We start from the raw sequence: 18,582 nt of genomic DNA on the forward strand, positions 1-18,582 counted from the left end.
GTACCGAACAAGTCGCTGGCCGGTCCCCGACATCAGGGGACCGGCCAGCGGCGTCTGCGCTTCCTGAGCGCCTTGTAGAAGAGCCGAGGTGGGTGGGTGGTCAGACGCGGAAGGCGGCGGCGCGGGCGGCCTGGCGCTCGCGGCGGCGGTCCCTGCGTCGGCGGAGGAACCAGAACAGGAAAAGAGCCAGGCCGGCCAGGAAGGCCAGCACCAGTACCGGAAGGATGATCGCGACCACGGACATCACCACGCTGGTGGCGTCCTCGGCGGTGCTCGCGACCGGGGCACCGACGCCCGCGGTGGTCGCGTTGATCACCGGCCGGGCGGCGGACTTGAGCAGGTGCACGCCGAAGGCGATGAGCACGCCGGTCGCCACGGGCACCCACTGGCTGGACGAGAAGAAGTGGCCGGGGTCGCTGACCGTGACCGTCTCCGAGGCGGAGCCGGCGCCGAAGGCGAGCCCGCCGGCGGTCGGCCGCACCACGGTCTGCACGACGTCGTTGACGTGGTCGACCACCGGCACCTTGTCGGCGACGACCTCGACGGTGAGCAGCACCGCGAGGATCACCACGACCCAGCCGTTGCCGAGCCACTGCCAGCCGCTGGGAAGGTCGATCAGGTCGGTGTAGCGGGCCAGCAGTCCCATGGTGAGCAGGGGAATGTAGGCGTTCAGACCCGCCGACGCGGCGAGCCCGGTACCCGTGAGCACTTCGAACACCGTCTCAGCATGGCACCGCCACGCCAGTGCCGCTCGACGGCGGAGGCCGGGGTCTCCGCTACCCTCGTCGGGTGCGGCTGGTGATTGCGAAGTGCTCGGTGGACTACGTCGGACGGCTCTCGGCTCACCTGCCGCTGGCCACGCGCTTGTTGATGGTGAAGGCGGACGGGTCGGTGTCGATCCACGCCGACGACCGGGCGTACAAGCCGTTGAACTGGATGAGCCCGCCCTGCCGGCTCCAGGAGGCCCCCGGCGTGTGGCGGGTGGTGAACAAGGCCGGCGAGGAGCTGCGGATCACCCTGGAGGAGATCTTCCAGGACACCTCGTACGAGTTGGGCGTCGACCCGGGCCTGCGCAAGGACGGCGTCGAGGCGCACCTACAGGAGTTGCTGGCGGCCAACCCGACCGCTCTGGGTGAGGGGTTCACCCTGGTCCGCCGGGAGTACATGACGGCGATCGGGCCGGTGGACCTGCTCTGCCGGGACGCCGCGCAGGGCGCGGTCGCCGTGGAGGTGAAGCGGCGCGGCGAGATCGACGGGGTGGAGCAGCTCACCCGCTATCTCGAACTGATGAACCGCGATCCGCTGCTCGCCCCGGTCAGCGGCGTCTTCGTCGCCCAGGAGATCAAGCCGCAGGCCCGGGTGCTGGCGACGGACCGGGGCATCCGCTGCGTGGTGGTCGACTACGACAAGCTGCGCGGTATCGAGCGCGACGAGCTGACCCTGTTCTGAACCGCCCAGCCTGACCGCCGGCCCGGCCCGGTAGGCCGGCGCGGCGGGACAGTGGCGCGGCGGGTCAGCGGCGGCGGCCGTACATCAGCTTGGTGACCTTGACCAGGCGGGCGACGTCGGCGGGGGTGCGCTCGAAGGTCATCGCCGGCAGCAGCGACCGGGCCCGGCGGCGGGTGATCGCCTTGGCCCGGCCGAACTCGCGCAGCCCGTCCTCGCCGTGGATCCGGCCGAAGCCGGACTCGCCGACCCCGCCGAACGGCAGGGTGGACATCCCGGCGAAGGTCAGGGTGGAGTTCACCGCGGCCATCCCCGAGCGCAGCCGCCGCGCGATGGCCACTGCCCGCCGCCGGCCGAAGACCGAACCACCCAGGCCGTACGGGAGGGCGTTGGCGCGGGTGACCGCCTCGTCGGCGTCGCGGACCCGGTTGATGGTCAGCGTCGGTCCGAAGGTCTCCTCGCGGACGGCGGCGGAGTCCTCCGGCACCTCCACCAGCACGGTCGGGTGCACGTACGGGGGTCGCACGGCGTCCGCGCCGCCGAGCACGGCCTGACCGCCCCGGGCCAGCGCGTCGTCGATGTGCCGGCGGATCACGTCGAGCTGGGCGGGCATGGTGATCGGCCCGATGTCGGCCCCCTCGGCGCCGACGGTCAGCCGGCCGGCCTTCTCCACCACCTTGCCGACGAACGCGTCGAAGACAGGCTCGACCGCGTACACCCGCTCGATGCCGATGCAGGTCTGGCCGGCGTTGGTGAGCGCGCCCCAGACACACGCCTCGGCGGCGGCGTCCAGGTCGGCGTCGCTGTCGACGATCATGGCGTCCTTGCCGCCGGCCTCAAGCAGCACCGGGGTCAACGATTCGGCGCAGGCCGCCATCACCTTCCTGGCGGTGGCCGTCGAGCCGGTGAAGGCCAGCTTGTCGACGCCGGAGCGGCACAGCGCCGCGCCGACGTCGCCGAGACCGTGCACCGCGCCGAACACCGGCTGCTCCGGCACCACCTCGGCGAAGGCGTCGACCAGCCACTGGCCGACGGCCGGGGTGTACTCGCTGGGCTTGAGGACGACGGCGTTGCCGGCCGCGAGCGCGTACGCGGTGGAGCCGATCGGGGTGAAGACCGGGTAGTTCCACGGGCCGATGACGCCGACCACCCCGTACGGCTGGTACTCCAGGTGGCCGGAGAACTCGGCGAGGATGAGCCGGGAGCGCACCCGACGCGGCCCGAGCACCCGGCCGGCGTTGCGGCCGGCCCAGTCGATGTGCTCGATCGCGGTGAGCACCTCGACGATGGCGTCGGGCACGGGCTTGCCGCCCTCGGCGTGCACCAGCTCGGCCAGCTCCTCGATCCGCCGGGCCAGCGTGCCGCGCCAGCGCAGCAGCCGCTCCCGCCGGCCGGTGAAACCGAGCCCGGCCCACCAGATCGCCGCCTCCCGGGCCCGGTCGACCGCCGCCGCGACGTCGGACGCCGTCGCGGCCGGCAGCCGGCCCACCTCCGCGCCGGTGGCGGGGCTGGTCGAGACCAGCCGCCCGTCCTCGATGACCGGGGCACCCGGGACACGCACAGCCGTCATGACGGAAGTCTAGACCCGGAAGCTACCCGCCGGTAGGTCCCCGGCGGCCCGGCGGAGTCGGGCGACCCGGCGCCCCGGGGGCGGCTGGTGCCGGGCCGCCCGGGGCCGCCTCCGCACCGCCCTCCGGGCCGGTGGCCTCGCCGGTGCGGAAACCCGACTGGCAGGACGGGCCGGACGGCTCTGGCGGGAGCCGAACCGGTTGACCGGAGATGGCCGGGCGGGGTCGTGGAGGTGACCGGGCGGTGGTGGGGGCCGCTATCGTGTGATGGCACGCTGACGCCGGGACACCGGTGGCTGGAGGCTGATCGTCCATGGAGGATCTTCCGGAACTGATGCCGCTGCTGACCGTGGCGGGCGGGCCGATGCGTGGGGCCAGCTTCCGGCTCCGCACGGAGCCGCAGGTGATCGGCCGCGCGTCGACGGTGGACATCGCCGTCGACGACCCGCACCTGAGCCGCCGGCACGCCAGCGTGTGGTTGACCGTCGGCGGGGTGACGCTGGTGGACCTGGGATCCACCAACGGCACCTGGCTCAACGACCGGCGGATCGACGGGCCGGAGCAGCTCTCCGACGGGGACGTGATCCGGCTGGGCCGCACCGAGCTGCGCTTCTTCGACCCGGGCCTGGCCCGGACCGATCCCGTTGGGCTGCGGCTGGAGCCGGTGCCCCGGAACCGCGACCGCCGCCCCACCCTCCCGCTGCCGCTCGCCGCCCGCACCTGAGGCCGCCGGCCGGCACCGGCCGTCCGCCGCCGGCACCGGCGGCATCCCGTACCTGATGGCCCGCCGGACGTGCCGGGACCGCCGGCCGGGCCCCGGACCGGTCGCCGGCACACATCCGGGACCGGCGCCCGGTGGTGGCCGGGCACATGGAGCGGGCGGGCGAGGCATGACACCATGCCGCGATGGAGAGCGTGCAGCAGACCGTCACGGCCAACGGCATCGTCCAGCGGGTCCGGGTGGCCGGGCCGCCGGACGGCCTGCCCGTGCTGCTGGTGCACGGCAACTGTTCGTCCTCGCTGTTCTGGGAGCCGCTGGTCCGGCGGCTGCCGGCCACCCTCCGGGTGGTCGCCCCGGACCTGCGCGGCTACGGCGACACCGAGACCGCCCCGGTGGACGCCACCCGGGGGCTGCGGGACTTCGCCGACGACGTCGCCGCCCTGCTCGACGCGCCGGGGCTGTTCCTGCCCGCTGCCCGGCCGGTCGTGGTCGGGCACTCCCTCGGCGGGGGCGTGGCGATGCGGCTGCTGGTCGACCACCCCGACCGGGTGGCCGGCCTGCTGCTCTCGGCGCCCGTGTCGCCGTACGGCTTCGGTGCCACCCGCGACCTCGACGGCGCCCCGACCACGCCCGACTTCGCCGGCGCCGGGGCCGGTGGCGTGAATCCCGACTTCGTGGCCCGGCTGGCCGCCGGCGACCGGGGCGAGGACGGCCCGAACAGCCCGCGCGCGGTGCTGCGCAGCGCGTACGTGGCGGACCCGGCCTCGTTCGGCGAGGACGAGGAACTGCTGCTGGACAGCCTGCTGTCCACCGCCACCGGGGACGCCAACTACCCCGGCACGACGACCGCCTCGCCGCACTGGCCGGGCACCGCGCCGGGCGACCGGGGCGTGCTCAACGCCCTCACCCCGGCCCACTTCCGGATCGCCGAGGAGTTGGTCGCCGTCGCGGTCAAGCCCCCGGTGACCTGGGTACGCGGCGACGCCGACGTGATCGTCTCGGACACCTCGCTGTTCGACCTGGCGTACCTGGGCTCGCTGGGCGTGCTGCCCGGCTGGCCGGGGGAGCGGGACTGCCCGCCCCAGCCGATGGTCGGCCAGACCCGGGCGGTGCTCGACCGGTACGCGGCGGCCGGCGGGACGTACCGGGAGGTCGTGCTCGCCGGCTGCGGGCACAGCCCGCACCTGGAGCGGCCGGCGGAGTTCGTCGCCGAGCTGCTGGCGCTGGCCGGGCGCCGGGCGTAGGTCCGCCCCGCCCCGCCCCGCCCCGCCCCGGTCGCCGGGCGCCGGTCGCCCCGGTTCCGTCCCGTGCGCCGGGCGCGCTCGTGAATTACCCCACCGTGACTCGACAATTGGGCGCGAGATGGCAGACTCGCGCGCATAGCCTTAGGGACCGTTCAGCGGTCTGACGGAGCATCGGGGAGGTCTGTCGTGGCGCGCGAGTTCACCAGCGTGGGCGTTGTGGGGCTGGGCACCATGGGTGCGGGCATCGTCGAGGTCTTCGCGCGCAACGGCATCGACGTCGTCGCGGTCGAGATCTCCGAGGGGGCCCTGGAACGCGGCCGGGCCAACCTCACCGGCTCCACCGACCGGGCGGTCGCCCGGGGCAAGCTCGCCGAGGCCGACCGGGACGCCCTGCTGTCCCGGGTGGACTTCCAGGTCGGCCTAGACGCGTTGCACTCGGTGGACCTGGTGATCGAGGCGGTCCCCGAGCACCTCGACCTGAAGCAGCGGCTCTTCGCCGAGCTGGACGGGATCTGCCGGCCCGAGGCGATCCTGGCGACCAACACCTCCTCGCTGTCGGTCACCGAGATCTCGGTCGCCACCGGACGGCCCAACCAGGTCATCGGCATCCACTTCTTCAACCCCGCCCCGGTCATGAAGCTGGTCGAGGTGGTCCGCACGGTGGTCACCTCCGCCGAGGTGGTCGCCGACGTGGAAGCCCTCTGCGCCCGGCTCGGCAAGGTCGACGTCACCATCAACGACCGGGCCGGCTTCATCGCCAACGCGCTGCTGTTCGGCTACCTCAACCACGCCGTGGCGATGTACGAGTCGCACTACGCCACCCGCGAGGACATCGACGCCGCCATGAAGCTCGGCTGCGGCCTGCCGATGGGCCCCCTCGCCCTGATGGACCTGATCGGCCTCGACACCGCGTACGAGATCCTGGACACCATGTACCGGCGGGGCGGGCGGGACCGCCGGCACGCGCCGGTGCCGCTGCTCAAGCAGATGGTCACCGCGGGGCTGCTCGGCCGCAAGTCCGGCCGGGGCTTCTACACCTACGAGCGGCCGGGCTCGCCGAAGGTCGTACCGGACGAGCGGACCCCGGCGGCGACGGGGCCGGGGCTGGCCGACGGCGCGCGGGCCATCGCGAAGGTCGGCGTGGTGGGTTCCGGGACGATGGCCACCGGGATCATCGAGGTCTTCGCCAAGGCCGGCTACGAGGTCGTCTCGGTGACCCGGGGCGCGGAGAAGTCCGCGAAGGTGTGCGAGGCGGTCAAGACCTCGCTGAACAAGGGCGTGGTGCGGGGCAAACTCAGCGAGGACGACCGGGACGCGGCGCTCGGCCGGGTCACCTGGTCGGCGACCCTGGACCACCTCGCCGACGTCGACCTCGTCGTCGAGGCCGTGGTCGAGGAGTTGAGCGTCAAGAAGGCGCTGTTCGCCAGCCTCGACGAGATCTGCAAGCCGGGCGTGCTGCTCGCCACGACCACCTCCTCGCTGCCGGTGATCGACGTCGCGATGGCCACCCACCGGCCGGCCGACGTGGTGGGGCTGCACTTCTTCAACCCGGCGCCGGTCATGCCGCTGGTGGAGATCGTGCGGACCATCCGCACCTCCGAGGAGACCGCCGCCACCGCCCGCGCGGTCTGCGCGGTGCTGGGCAAGACCGGCGTGGTCTGCGCCGACCGGTCCGGCTTCGTCGTCAACGCGCTGCTCTTCCCGTACCTGAACGACGCGGTGCGGATGCTGGAGGCCAGCTACTCCACCGCCGACGACATCGACCACGCGATGAAGCTCGGCTGCGGCTACCCGATGGGCCCGTTCGAGCTGCTCGACGTGGTCGGCCTCGACGTCTCGCTGGCCATCCAGCGCGAGCTGTACCTGGAGCTGCGCGAGCCCGGCTTCGCCCCGGCGCCGCTGCTGGAGCACCTGGTCACCGCCGGCTACCTGGGCCGCAAGAGCGGTCGCGGTTTCCGCGACCACACAAATCGCTGATCCGGGTCAACACCGGGCGCCGGTGACGGCGTCTTGAGGGTGTGACCTTCGAGGAGTACGTCGGCAGCCGTGGCCCGGCCCTGTTGCGCCTGGCCCGGCTACTGACCGGCGACGAGCACCGCGCCGAGGACCTGACCCAGGACGTCCTGGCTCGCGCGTACGTGCACTGGCGGAAGATCGCCGGCGCCGACCGGCCCGACGTGTACGTGCGCCGGATGCTGGTCAACGCCAACAACTCGTGGTGGCGCCGGCGGTCCAGCCGGGAGCTGGCCGTGGACACCTTCGCCGAGCAGGCCCAGCGGGGCGACCTCGGCGGGGAGGCGGCCGACCGGGACGAGATGTGGCGGCTGATCCGGGCGCTGCCCGACCGTCAGCGCGCCGTGCTGGCGCTGCGCTACTACGAGGACCTGGACGACGCCACCATCGCCCAGATCCTCGACTGCTCGCCGGTCACCGTCCGTAGCCACGCAATGCGGGCGCTCGCCCACCTCCGGGTGCGCTGCGGCGCCCCGACGACCAACGGGAGCCGGTCGTGACCGATCTGGACCAGCGAATCGCCTCGGCGCTGCGGGAGCGCGCCGAGGGGAAGATCGATACCCACCGGCTGCTGCGGGCCTCGCAGGCCCGGGGCCGCCGCCGCAAACTGCGCCGTCGGGCCGCCACCGGCACCGCCCTGGCCCTGGTCGGGGTCCTTGGCTTCGTCGGGGCGACCGGGACGGACGTCATCGGGCTTCCCGGCCGGCTGCCGTGGGCCGCGGCCACACCGGCCGTCGCCGCGCCCGTGCCGCCCCGGGCTGACGGGGTGTCGGGTGCCGCCCAGCGGCCCGACCTGGTCGGCACCGACCCGCAGGTGCTGCACCTGGGCGTGGACACCAGCCAGGCTCGTTACCTGGGCTGGGCCGTCTACCGCTCGAACCAGCTCGAGTCGATCCGGTTCAACATCGGCGGCGGACAGCCGGTCCTGGTCGAGGTGAGCCGCTCCGCGCAGATGATCAACGAACTCCTGATCGATGGTGTCCCCCTACAGGAGGCCGTGGTCCGGCTCACCTTCGACGGCGCCGTCCGGCAGTTCGGCCGTACGGGCCACGGTCTGGTCACGGCCTGGCAGCCCGCCCCCGGCCTGTACGCCCGGGCGAGCATGCTCGTCGGCGACCGGAGCGTGCTGGTCAAGGCCGTGGATGCCATCCGCTGGGATGAGGCACGCCGGTGCGTGGCGCCATTGCGGCTGAGCACATTGCCGGAGGGCGCGGCGGTGAGCGCCTGCTCCGTTGACGTCGCCGCCTTCCCCGGGGGTCTCAGGGCCGAGCTCACCCTCTACCGGGAGCCGTCGGCGACCATGTGGGTGAAGCTGCTGTACGGGGTGCAGATTGGGGAGAGCACTACCGAGAGCAACCGTGTGGTGGGTGGCCGACCCGGCTACCTCTACCCGGATGGCACGAAACTGGAGCTGCTCGGGTTCCCGAAGGCACACCTGACCGCCGATTTCGGCTGGCCCGAGAAGGGCTTCACCGAGGCGGACGCGACGACGGTGTTGGCCGGGGTGCAGGTGGCGAAGGACCTGGGCGATCCGGAGACCTGGGACTGAGCGGGGGTCCGCCGGTCGGACCGCCCGACCCGGGCCGGTCCGGCCGGCGGACCGTACGCTTGGTGGCTGTGAGCCCCCGTCGCAACCGTCCCCGCCGGGACGAGCACGCCCACCTGGACGCCGACCAGGCCCGCCACGGCGTGCCCACGGTGCAGCAGTGGCGCGACGGCGACTGGCAGGTGCGCGGGATCAGCGGCGGGGCGTCGGCCAAGACGTACCGCTGCCCCGGCTGCGACCAGGAGATCCGCCCGGGGGTGCCGCACCTGGTGGCCTGGCCGGCGGACGACCGGGGCGACCTGACCGACCGCCGGCACTGGCACAGCGGCTGCTGGCGGGCGCGGGACCGGCGCGGTCCGGCGGTGCAGCGCGGCCGGGGCGCCCCCCGGTACGGCTGAGCGATCTGGATCACCCCGTTTCCGCCCCGCTGGGCGACGGCGGCGGCGGCGCGGGAGACTGGGACGGTGAGCACACCGATCCGTGCGTCGTCGATCCTGCCCGGGCACCGCGAGGACATCGAGCTGCACACCGCCGACGGTCTGTGCCTCGTCGGCGAGCTGGCCCGACCGGTCGACCGGGAGCCGGTCGGCACCCTCGTCTGCCTGCACCCGCTGCCCACCCACGGCGGGATGATGGACAGCCACGTGTTCCGCAAGGCGGCCTGGCGGCTGCCGGCGCTGGCCGACCTGGCCGTGCTCCGGTTCAACACCCGGGGGACCAGCAGCCTGCGCGGCACCAGTGAGGGCTCGTTCGACAACGCGGTCGGCGAGCGCTTCGACGTCGCCGCCGCCATCGAGTACGCCGAGTTCGCCGAGTTGCCGAACATCTGGCTGGTCGGCTGGTCGTTCGGCACCGACCTGACGCTGAGGTACGGCTGCGACCCGGCGGTGGCCGGGGCCATCCTGCTCTCCCCGCCGCTGCGCTTCTCCACCGCCGACGACCTCACCCACTGGGCCGGGACCGGCAAGCCGCTGACCGCCCTGGTCCCGGAGTTCGACGACTACCTGCGCCCCGACGAGGCCCGCGAGCGCTTCGCGGCGGTGCCGCAGGCCGAGGTGGTCGGGGTGCCCGGCGCGAAGCACCTGTGGGTCGGCGACGCCGAGACCGTGCTCGACGAGATCGTCCGCCGGGTCAACCCGGCCGCCCCGTTGCCCCTGCCACGCACCTGGGACGGCCCGATGGAGACCGGCGACGCCAGCGCGTACGCCGACCGGACGGTCGCCTCCTTCGCCGACACCCCGGTCCCCGGCCCGCGCGCGGACTGACCCGCGAGGGTGCCGCCGGGCCACCCGCCCGGCGTTCGGTGCCCCTTGTCGGGGCCGGCGGTGCCCGCGCACGCCCGCCAGCGGGCTTCAGCGGGCGTCAGCGGGTGTCCTGGCGGGGCAGGACCACCTCCCGCAGGATCAACTGGAGGGCGGCCACCAGCGGGATCGCGACCAGCGCGCCGACCACGCCCAACAGGGACACCCCGAACAGCGCGCCGAGCAGGGCGGCGACCTCGTTGACCTCGACCGACCGGCGCATGATCTTCGGGTAGATCAGGTAGTTCTCCACCTGCTGGTACACCACGAAGAACACGACGCAGGCGATCCCGACCGGCAGGCCGGTGGCGAAGCCGACCAGGCTCACCACCACCGCGCCCAGCGTCGCGCCGATCTGCGGGATCAGGTCGGTCACCGCGACCACCACCGCCAGCGCGAACGGGTACGGCAGCCCGACGATCAGCGCGAACACGAAGGTGGTCACGCCGGCCAGCACGGCGATGCTCAGCGCGCCGACCATGTACGAGCCCACCTTGGCGAGGATCTCGTCGCCGATGAGCTGTACCCGGCGGCGGCGCGAGCGGGGCACCAGCGAGTACCCGAGGTGGCGCAGCCGGTCGAACCAGGCGAGGAAGTAGATCGTCAGCACCAGCACGGTGAGCGCCCGGAAGAGCGTGCCGAAGATCAGTTGCGCGCCGCCGAGCACCCCGCCCAGGGCCCGCCCGATGGTGTCCGCGTTCGCCGCCGCCTGAACCTTCTCCATCACGTCGAACCGCACGACGAAGTCGTTCACGGCCTCGTTGCGGCGCAGCTCCTCCACGTAGCTGGGGAGCTGCTCGACGAACTGGCCGGACTGGGTGACCACGGGTGGCACCAGCGCCACCAGGCCGCCGACGATCAGCAGCAGCATGGTCAGCGCCACCGTCGCCACCGCCAGCCCGTTCGGCAGGCCCCACGAGCGCAGCCGGACCACCGCCGGGTTCAGCCCCACGGCCAGGAAGAGCGCGATGACCACCAGCACGAGGATGCCGGCCGCGTTGCGGATGCCGAGGAAGACGGCGTACGCCAGCAGCACGCCGAGTGCCCCGGTGAAGCCGACCAGGAAGCTGTTGCGGCGCAACGGCCGCCCCGGCGGCCCGAACCGGCCGGAGCCGGTGGCGATCGCGCCGGGCGCGTCGAAGTCACTCGCGTCGGCGCCCGTCGGTGCCCGTCCGGTCGTCGGGGCGTCGCCCGCCGTCGCCCGTCCGCCCCGCCCGTCGGCCGGGGCCCCGCGTGCTGGGCCGTCGTCGGCCGGGCCGACGGCGGTCCCGTCGTCCGGTGGGTTGCCGCCTGCCGGCACGTCCTGCGTCACCGGACCCTCCTCCGCGCTCCGGGTGCCCGACCGGAGACCCTCTCCCAGGCCCGCGGGCGTGGTCGGTCGCGCGGGCTCCTGCCCGGGAGGGTAGTGCGCGGTGCTCCCCGGGGCCACCCCGGTCGCCCCGGGGTCGGCCGGTCCGGTCGTCCGGGGAGCCCCGCCGGCTCACTCGGACTCGACGGTCACCTTGCTCGGCTTGGCGCTGCGCTCGTCGGTGGTCGGCTTGGTCGGCCGCTTGCCGTTCTCGCCGGTGCTGGTGATCTTCGTGGGGGTGGCCTTCCGGCCGCCCTCGCCGGGCACCGCGGCCACCGTCGGCTCGCCGTCGACCCCCGCGTTGGCCGTACCGCCGTCCACGGTGGTGACCGGCTCGGCCACCGGCCGGGCCTTGGCCGGCCCGGCACCGTCGGCCGGGGCGACCTTCGCCGCACCCGCGTCGGCGGTCGCCTTGACGGGCTCGCCCTTGGCGGGCACGGGGTCGGGCGTGGCCGTGGCGGCGCCGTCGGCGGCCTTCGCCGGGGCGATGCCGTTGCGGGCCGCCGACGCCGCGCCGTCGCCGGTCCCGGCCGGTCCGGCTCCGTCCAGGCTCGGCGCGACCAGGGCCGGGCCGGTGCCGTCGCCGGACAGCCGCGCGCCGGCCAACCGCTGGCGCAGGTCGAGCATCTCCCGCTGGAGCTCGTCGGACTCCTGCCGGGACTGCCAGGTCTCCTGCCGCAGGTCGGCGAGCTGCTGCTGGGCCTGGGCGATCTCCAGCATCACCTGGGCCAACTGCTGGCGGCCGGCGGCCACCTCCTGCTGGGTGGCCGCCAGGTGTTGCTGGGTGGTGGCCAGGTGTTGCTGGGTGGTGGCCGCGTACTCCTCGAACTGGCGGCGGGAGGCGGCCACGTGCTCGTCGGCCTTGCGCCGCTTGTCGGTCGCGTCGGCCTCGGCCCGGCCCAGCAGGGTGGCGGCCTCCTCCTCGGCCTGCCGGCGCATCGTCAGGGCGTCCTGCTCGGCGGCGCGCCGGACCTCGGCGGCACCGTCCTCGATCTCCGCGCGCCGGGCGGCGTACTGCTGCTCCAGCTCGCCCTGCCGGGTGGCGTGCTGCTTGTCCAACTCGTCGCGGCGCTCGGCGTACTCCCGCTCGACGGTCGCCTTGCGCCCGGCCAGCTCGCGGTCGGCTGCCTCCCGCCGGTCGTTGACCTCCTTCTCCACCCCGGCCCGCCAGGCGCCCAGCTCCTGCTGGGTCTGGGCGCGCGACTGCTGCACGTACGCCTCGGTCTCCGTGCGCATCCGCTGCACGTACGCCTCGGTCTCCGCGCGCTGGCGCTTGGTGGCCTCGTTGGCCTGGGTGGTGAGCCGCTCGGTCTCCTGCCGGGCCCGGTCGCGGGTGCCCTTCGCCGCCTCCTCGGCGTCGTCGGTGATCCGCTTGGCCTCCTGCAACGCCTTCGCGTGGGTGGCCCGGCCGGCCTCGGTGGCGGAATCGGTGAGCCGCTTGGCCTCCTGCTGGGCCTTGGCGTGCACCTCCTTGGCCGCCTCGCGGAGCTGGGTGGCCTCCTGCTGGGCCTTGGTCAGGGCCTCCTTGGCCGCCTCGCGGAGCTTGGTCGCCTCCTGCTGGGCCCGGGTGTGGATCTCCTTGGCGGTGTCCCGGAGTTGGGTGGCCTCCTGCTGGGCCTTCGCCAGGGCCTCCTGGGCGGCCCTGCCGAGCCGGGTGGACTCCTCCTGGGCGGCCCTGAGCGTGGCGTCCGCCTCGGCGCGGCGGGCGGCGCTGTGCCGCTCCTCCTCGGCCCGCCGGGCGGCGAGGGCGATCTCGAAGTCCTTGAGCGCCTGGGCGGCCTGCTCCTTGGCCTCGGAGACGATGTGCTCGGCGGCGGCCCGCCGGGCCTCGATCTCCTCGTTCGCGGCGGCCAGGATGTCGTCGGCCTGCTCCTCGGCGAGGGCGAGGATCTGCTCGACCCGGGGGCCGAGGTGCCGGAACGAGGCCCGGTCCACCACCCCCACCTGCTTGCGCACCTGGGCGAGGTCGCGTTGCAGCACCTCGACCTGCCCGGCCAGCTTGTGGATCTGTGTGTACGCCTGTTCCCGCTCGGCCGCCAGTGTCGCGATCTCGTGCTCCGCACGAGCGACGTACCGGTCCACCTGTCGTTTTTCGTACCCCCGCAGGGCGGACTCGAAGCTGGGCTCCGTGGTCACATCCCCGCCGAGCGCAAACAGTTCCTCGCCGTGCGACATGCTCCCATCCTCACACGCATCACGCCCGGCTGGGGCGATACGGACGGCCCGGATGGGAGCTACTTCACTGCCGCCACCGGCAGCGGTGTCAAGGGGCGGGAAACGGATACGGCGCGGGGTTGAACCGGTCACCCGGTGTCACCCCGCGCCGTGTCATGCCCCGGCCGTACGGTCGGTCAGCCGGCGGGCTCCGCGGTCACCCGCTCGTCCTTGGTGTCCGCCTTGGCGGCCTCCGGCTTGGCCTGCGCCGGCGCCGACGGAACGCCCGGCACGATGCCGGCGAGGCCGGAGAGCATCTGGCCGAGCTGCGAGGTGACGGCGTCCTTCTGGCGGGTGAGGTCCTCGACCTCGCGGCGGGCGGCCTGGGTGGTCAGGTCGGCCTCGGTGCGGGCCTCGGTGAGCAGCCGCTTCGCCTCCGCCTTGGCCTCGTTGAGGGTCTTCTCCGAGAGCGACTTGGCCTTCTCGACCGTCTCGTTGGCGGTGCGCTCGGACTCGACCCGGCGGGCCTCGGCGCGCTGCTCGATCTCCTTGGCGCGCTCCTGGGCGGCCCGGGCCCGCTGCTCGGCCTCGCCGACCAGCTTCTGGGTCTGCGCGACCTGGGCGGCGTGCCGCTCGGACTCCTCGCGCTCGGACTTCTCGCGCCGCTCGGCGAGCTGGAGTTCCAGGGCCTGCAGGTCCTTGTCGCGCTTGTCGCGGGCGTCGGTGAGCAGCTTGGTCGCCTCGGCGCGCTTCTCCTCGGCCTCCCGCGCGGCCTTCGCCCGCTGCTGGGTGATCTCCCGCTCGGCGGTGGCGCGCAGCGTGGCGACCTCCCGCTCGACGGTCGACTTCAGCTCGGCCACCTCGTGCGCGGTGACGGTGCGCAGCTGCTTGGTCTCCCGCTCGGCGTCGGCGCGCAGGGTGTCCGCCTCCCGGCGGGCCTGCACGCGGACCTCGGCGGCCTCCCGCTCGGCGGCGGTGCGGACGCTGCCGGCCTCGCGCTCGGCGGTGGCCTTCATCGCGGCGGCCTCGGCGCGGGCCTTGTCGGTGATCTCGCGGGCCTCCAGGCGGGCCGCGGAGAGGATCCCCTCGGACTCGCGCTTGGCCTCGTTGCGGTGGTCGTTGGCCTGCTCCTCGGCCAGCCGCAGGATCTGCTCGACGCGGGTGCCCAGGCCGGAGAGGGTCGGCCGGCTGTTCTCCTCGAGCTGCTTGTTGGTCTCGGTGAGCTTCTGCTCCAGCGCGCTCTGGCGCTGCTCGGCCTGGCGGAGCCGACGCTGGGCGTCGTTCATCCGCTGCTCTGCCTCGGCGCGGGCCTGCTCGGACTGGGTCAGCGCGGCGGTGAGTCGACCGATGAAGTCATCGACCTGCCCGACGTTGTATCCGCGCAGGCCAACGGTGAAATCTGGCTGCGAGTTCGCGTTATCGAAGAACGCAAGAGGGGAGGACTGCTGCTGGGGCATTGGGACATACTCGCAGACGCCCCGGGGTGCTTCGCAAGAGCGGTGCGGGGCTTTCGTGTCCTCTTTACATGGTCAACTTGCCGCCGTCACCCGGCCCGCGCGGACTGGCGATCTTGGCAGCTCCCGGCCGGGTCGGGCGGCCGGTCGGACGGGCGGGAAAAGGGTCGCGGGAGCGCCCCGCGGGCCTTTGTCGACTCGGGGCGCTATGACGCGAAAGGGGGGTCGACGACCCCTGGCGAAAGGCAATGCGCGATCACCGCAATGGCCGCCCGGGCGTCCCCGGACGGCCCGGGGGCCGGCCGGACGGTTCAGCGACCGCGGAACCGGTTGATCGCGACCTCGTGCCGGGAGCGCAACTCCGGGTCCCGCACGCCGAGGCCGTCGGTCGGGGCGAGGCAACGCACCCCCACCTTGCCCTGGTGCTGGTTGCGGTGCACCTCGTACGCGGCCTGGCCGGTCTGCTCCAGCGGGTACGTCCGGGACACCGTCGGATGGATCTGGCCGAGCGTCACGAGCCGGTTGGCCTGCCATGCCTCGTGGTAGTTGGCGAAGTGGCTGCCGACGATCCGCTTCAGGTTCATCCACAGGTAGCGGTTGTCGAACTGGTGCTGGTAGCCGCTGGTCGAGGCGCAGGTGACGATGGTGCCGCCGCGCCTGGCCACGTAGACGCTCGCGCCGAAGGTCTCCCGGCCCGGGTGCTCGAAGACGATGTCCGGGTCCTCGCCGCCGGTCAGCTCCCGGATCCGTTCGCCGAAGCGCCGCCACTCGTCCGGGTTCTGGGTGTGCTCGTCGGACCAGAACCGGAACCCCTCGGCGGCCCGGTCGATCACCAGTCCGGCGCCCATCCGCCGGCACAGCTCGGCCTTGTCCGGGGAGGACACCACACAGACCGGGATCGCGCCGCCGTTGAGCGCGAGCTGGGTGGCGTACCCGCCGAGGCCGCCGGAGGCGCCCCAGATCAGCACGACGTCGCCCTGCTTCATGTTCGCGCCGTGGTGCGAGACGAGCTGCCGGTACGCGGTCGAGTTGACCAGCCCGGGGCTGGCCGCCTCCTCCCAGGTCAGGTGGCGGGGCTTGGGCATGAGCTGGTTGGCCTTGACCACGGCCAGCTCGGCCAGGCCGCCGAAGTTGGTCTCGAAGCCCCAGATCCGCTGCTGCGGGTCGAGCATGGTGTCGTCGTGGCCGGCGGCGTCCTCCAGCTCCACCGACAGGCAGTGCGCCACCACCTCGTCGCCGGCCGACCACTTCGTCACCCCGGGACCGGTGCGCAGCACCACGCCCGCCGCGTCCGACCCCACCACGTGGTACGGCAGGTCGTGCCCGGCAGTCAGCGCGGAGATCCGGCCGTACCGCTGGAGGAACCGGAAGGTGGGGACCGGCTCGAAGATGCTGGTCCAGACGGTGTTGTAGTTGATCGCGCTGGCCATCACCGCGACCAGCGCCTCGCCGGGGGCCAGCTCGGGGGTCGGCACCTCCTGGACGTGCAGGGACGCGCGCGGGTCCTTGTCCCGGGTGGATAGTCCCTCGAACATCCGGGTCTCGTCGGCGCGCACCACCACGCCCCGGTAGCTCTTCGGCACGGGCAGGCCGGCGAGGCCGGCGAGCTGCCGCCCGGACTCGTCGGAGCCCTCCGCCGCCATGATCGCTTCGAGGATGTCCTGCATGGTGACCTCCCGTTCGGTCCGCACCTGCGTCGGGCCCGGCGGATCCACATGGTGGCCGTCGGTCCGGCCCGGTGCTGCCATGGTCGGCGTCGGTGCGCGCCGACCACCATGTCGGCATCCGACACATCCGGCACCGGCCGCACTCCTGTTGGGGCGGGACGTTACTGAACGGTAGTTAGGGTGGGAAGGGCTCTGTGAAAAACTGCATCGGCCGATGCGTGGAGCTGCCCGGACGGCTGCTCAACCGCGCATCGGCGCGCTCGGCGCGCGTGGTGCGGGCCCGGCGCCGCGGGGATTGGGCGGGGTGTGGACAGGGGTCCCCTGCCGAGCCGGCGACCGCAATCAGGGGACCCCTGCTCTCAGTGCTCGGCGGGCTCGACCAACTCGACGAGGACGCCGCCGGCGTCCTTGGGGTGGACGAAGTTGATCCGGGAGTTCGCGGTGCCCCGGCGGGGGGCCTCGTAGAGCAGCCGCATCCCCCGCGCCCGCAGCGCCGCGCAGGCCGCGTCGACGTCGGCCACGGTGTACGCCACCTGCTGGATTCCCGGGCCCTTGCGGTCCAAAAACTTGGCGATGGTCGACTCCGGCGTCAGCGGGGCGAGCAGTTGCACGTAGCCGCCCTCGGCGCTCGGGCCGACGGCCAGCATCGCCTCGCGGACGCCCTGTTCGGTGTTGGTCTCGGTGTGTACGCAGCGCATCCCGAAGGTTCGCTGGTAGAAGTCGATCGCGGCGTCCAGGTCGGCGACGGCGATCCCGACGTGGTCGATGCGGCGCAGGCCGATGTCTGTGACGAAGTCGGCAGCGGGCTCGGCGGGGGAGTTCTCAGCCATGGCGCTAGTCTGACCGAACACCGGTGTAACCAAACAATCGTTAAGGTGTACGGCTCGGCATCCCCCTCGGAGGCAGGCAATGGCTTCGGTGATCGTCAGCGGCGCGCGGACCCCGATGGGCCGCCTGCTCGGCAACCTCAAGGATCTCCCGGCGACGAAGCTCGGTGGCGTCGCGATCAAGGCCGCGTTGGAGCGCGCCGGGGTGGCCCCCGAGCAGGTGCAGTACGTGATCATGGGCCAGGTGCTCCAGGCCGGCGCGGGCCAGATCCCGGCCCGGCAGGCCGCCGTCGAGGCGGGCGTCCCGATGTCGGTGCCGGCGCTGACCATCAACAAGGTCTGCCTCTCCGGCCTGGACGCGATCGCCCTGGCCGACCAGCTCATCCGGGCCGGCGAGTTCGACATCGTGGTGGCCGGCGGCATGGAGTCGATGACCAACGCCCCGCACCTGCTGCTCGGCCAGCGCGCCGGCTACAAGTACGGCGACGTCACGATCAAGGACCACATGGCGCTCGACGGGCTCACCGACGCCTGGGACTGCTGCTCGATGGGCGAGTCCACCGAGCGGCACGGCGCGAAGCACGGCATCACCCGCGAGGAGCAGGACGCGTTCGCCGCGGCCAGCCACCAGCGGTCCGCCGCCGCGCAGAAGAACGGCCACTTCGCCGACGAGATCACCCCGGTGATCATCCCGCAGCGCAAGGGCGACCCGGTGGTGATCAGCGAGGACGAGGGGATCCGGCCGGACACCACCGCCGAGTCGCTGGCCAAGCTGCGTCCCGCGTTCGCCAAGGACGGCACGATCACCGCCGGCAGCTCCTCGCCGATCTCCGACGGCGCCGCCGCCGTGGTGGTGATGAGCAAGGCCAAGGCCAAGGAGCTCGGGCTGACCTGGCTGGCCGAGATCGGCGCGCACGGCAACGTGGCCGGCCCCGACAACTCGCTGCACTCGCAGCCCTCCAACGCGATCAACCACGCGCTGAAGAAGGGCGGCCTGGGCATCGAGGATCTCGACCTCGTCGAGATCAACGAGGCGTTCGCCGCCGTCGGTGTCCAGTCCACCCGTGACCTGGGGATCAGCCCGGACAAGGTGAACGTCAACGGCGGCGCCATCGCGCTCGGCCACCCGATCGGCATGTCCGGCGCCCGGCTGGTGCTCACCCTCGCGCTTGAGCTGAAGCGGCGTGGCGGCGGCACCGGCGCGGCGGCGCTGTGCGGCGGCGGCGGCCAGGGCGACGCGCTGATCATCCACGTCCCCAGCCCCAGCGAGGCAGTGTGAGTGTGAGGAGTGAG

At 73.3% G+C, this 18,582-nt stretch carries 16 protein-coding genes; 9 read left to right on the forward strand and 7 right to left on the reverse strand.

What is annotated here, in order from left to right:
- Positions 1–100: 100 nt before the first annotated feature.
- Positions 101–718, reverse strand: coding sequence for a DUF4126 domain-containing protein (locus C5N14_RS23420; protein WP_117670688.1), 618 nt, complete (start codon positions 716–718; stop codon positions 101–103).
- 71 nt (positions 719–789) lie between these two features.
- On the opposite strand from C5N14_RS23420, the gene nucS reads away from it, so the two are divergent.
- Positions 790–1,449: an endonuclease NucS gene (nucS, locus tag C5N14_RS23425; RefSeq protein ID WP_117670690.1), complete on the forward strand. Its 660-nt coding sequence runs from the start codon at positions 790–792 to the stop codon at positions 1,447–1,449.
- 64 nt (positions 1,450–1,513) lie between these two features.
- On the opposite strand, the gene C5N14_RS23430 is transcribed toward nucS, so the two are convergent.
- Entirely contained in the window at positions 1,514–3,016 is a 1,503-nt protein-coding gene (locus C5N14_RS23430) for an aldehyde dehydrogenase family protein (protein WP_117670692.1), read from the reverse strand.
- Between the two features lie 311 nt (positions 3,017–3,327).
- Here C5N14_RS23430 and C5N14_RS23435 point away from each other — a divergent pair, with 311 nt between their 5' ends.
- The 7 genes from C5N14_RS23435 (at position 3,328) to C5N14_RS23465 (ending at position 9,803) form a co-directional block, all read left to right on the forward strand.
- A complete protein-coding gene (locus C5N14_RS23435) occupies positions 3,328–3,738 on the forward strand; it encodes an FHA domain-containing protein (protein ID WP_117670694.1) in 411 nt (136 codons plus the stop codon).
- Between the two features lie 182 nt (positions 3,739–3,920).
- Complete coding sequence (locus tag C5N14_RS23440; RefSeq protein WP_117670696.1) at positions 3,921–4,979, forward strand: alpha/beta fold hydrolase; 1,059 nt, start codon at positions 3,921–3,923, stop codon at positions 4,977–4,979.
- A gap of 186 nt (positions 4,980–5,165) precedes the next feature.
- The gene (locus C5N14_RS23445) at positions 5,166–6,956 is read left to right on the forward strand and encodes a 3-hydroxyacyl-CoA dehydrogenase family protein (protein ID WP_117670698.1); all 1,791 of its coding nucleotides are present in this window, start codon (positions 5,166–5,168) and stop codon (positions 6,954–6,956) included.
- A 41-nt stretch (positions 6,957–6,997) separates the two neighbouring features.
- Entirely contained in the window at positions 6,998–7,492 is a 495-nt protein-coding gene (locus tag C5N14_RS23450) for a SigE family RNA polymerase sigma factor (protein ID WP_117670700.1), read from the forward strand.
- A complete protein-coding gene (locus C5N14_RS23455; protein ID WP_117670702.1) occupies positions 7,489–8,541 on the forward strand; it encodes a hypothetical protein in 1,053 nt (350 codons plus the stop codon). Before C5N14_RS23450 ends, C5N14_RS23455 begins: the two co-directional genes overlap by 4 nt.
- 113 nt (positions 8,542–8,654) lie before the next feature.
- Complete coding sequence (locus C5N14_RS23460; protein ID WP_207892850.1) at positions 8,655–8,936, forward strand: hypothetical protein; 282 nt, start codon at positions 8,655–8,657, stop codon at positions 8,934–8,936.
- 66 nt (positions 8,937–9,002) lie between these two features.
- Positions 9,003–9,803 (forward strand): alpha/beta hydrolase, encoded by an 801-nt coding sequence (locus C5N14_RS23465; RefSeq protein WP_117670706.1) that lies wholly within the window; start codon positions 9,003–9,005, stop codon positions 9,801–9,803.
- A 97-nt stretch (positions 9,804–9,900) separates the two neighbouring features.
- On the opposite strand, the gene C5N14_RS23470 is transcribed toward C5N14_RS23465, so the two are convergent.
- The 5 genes from C5N14_RS23470 to mce all read right to left on the reverse strand — a co-directional run bounded on the left by C5N14_RS23470 (position 9,901) and on the right by mce (position 17,292).
- Positions 9,901–10,962: an AI-2E family transporter gene (locus C5N14_RS23470; RefSeq protein ID WP_117670717.1), complete on the reverse strand. Its 1,062-nt coding sequence runs from the start codon at positions 10,960–10,962 to the stop codon at positions 9,901–9,903.
- Between the two features lie 357 nt (positions 10,963–11,319).
- A complete protein-coding gene (locus C5N14_RS23475; protein ID WP_117670708.1) occupies positions 11,320–13,362 on the reverse strand; it encodes a hypothetical protein in 2,043 nt (680 codons plus the stop codon).
- Positions 13,363–13,538: 176 nt separating this feature from the next.
- Positions 13,539–14,798 carry a cell division protein DivIVA gene (locus tag C5N14_RS23480; RefSeq protein ID WP_117670711.1) on the reverse strand — a complete coding sequence of 420 codons (1,260 nt, stop codon included), beginning with the start codon at positions 14,796–14,798 and terminating at the stop codon, positions 13,539–13,541.
- A 308-nt stretch (positions 14,799–15,106) separates the two neighbouring features.
- Positions 15,107–16,462 (reverse strand): crotonyl-CoA carboxylase/reductase, encoded by a 1,356-nt coding sequence (ccrA, locus tag C5N14_RS23485; protein ID WP_117670718.1) that lies wholly within the window; start codon positions 16,460–16,462, stop codon positions 15,107–15,109.
- A 359-nt stretch (positions 16,463–16,821) separates the two neighbouring features.
- The gene (gene mce, locus C5N14_RS23490) at positions 16,822–17,292 is read right to left on the reverse strand and encodes a methylmalonyl-CoA epimerase (RefSeq protein WP_117670713.1); all 471 of its coding nucleotides are present in this window, start codon (positions 17,290–17,292) and stop codon (positions 16,822–16,824) included.
- Positions 17,293–17,371: 79 nt separating this feature from the next.
- Between mce and C5N14_RS23495 the strand changes: the two genes are divergently transcribed.
- On the forward strand, positions 17,372–18,568 hold the full coding sequence (locus C5N14_RS23495) for an acetyl-CoA C-acetyltransferase (RefSeq protein WP_117670715.1): 1,197 nt from the start codon (positions 17,372–17,374) through the stop codon (positions 18,566–18,568).
- The last annotated feature ends 14 nt before the right edge of the window (positions 18,569–18,582 follow it).

Origin of the sequence: Micromonospora sp. MW-13, assembly GCF_003434305.1 — a bacterium.
Classification (GTDB): Bacteria; Actinomycetota; Actinomycetes; order Mycobacteriales; family Micromonosporaceae; genus Micromonospora.

Bases quoted from the DNA above. Each gene is read 5' to 3' on its own strand.
- C5N14_RS23430 (WP_117670692.1), bottom strand. From the start codon at position 3,016: ATGACGGCTGTGCGTGTCCCGGGTGCCCCGGTCATCGAGGACGGGCGG.
- C5N14_RS23435 (WP_117670694.1), top strand. From the start codon at position 3,328: ATGGAGGATCTTCCGGAACTGATGCCGCTGCTGACCGTGGCGGGCGGG.
- C5N14_RS23440 (WP_117670696.1), top strand. From the start codon at position 3,921: ATGGAGAGCGTGCAGCAGACCGTCACGGCCAACGGCATCGTCCAGCGG.
- C5N14_RS23475 (WP_117670708.1), bottom strand. From the start codon at position 13,362: ATGTCGCACGGCGAGGAACTGTTTGCGCTCGGCGGGGATGTGACCACG.
- C5N14_RS23480 (WP_117670711.1), bottom strand. From the start codon at position 14,798: ATGCCCCAGCAGCAGTCCTCCCCTCTTGCGTTCTTCGATAACGCGAAC.
- ccrA (WP_117670718.1), bottom strand. From the start codon at position 16,462: ATGCAGGACATCCTCGAAGCGATCATGGCGGCGGAGGGCTCCGACGAG.
- mce (WP_117670713.1), bottom strand. From the start codon at position 17,292: ATGGCTGAGAACTCCCCCGCCGAGCCCGCTGCCGACTTCGTCACAGAC.
- C5N14_RS23495 (WP_117670715.1), top strand. From the start codon at position 17,372: ATGGCTTCGGTGATCGTCAGCGGCGCGCGGACCCCGATGGGCCGCCTG.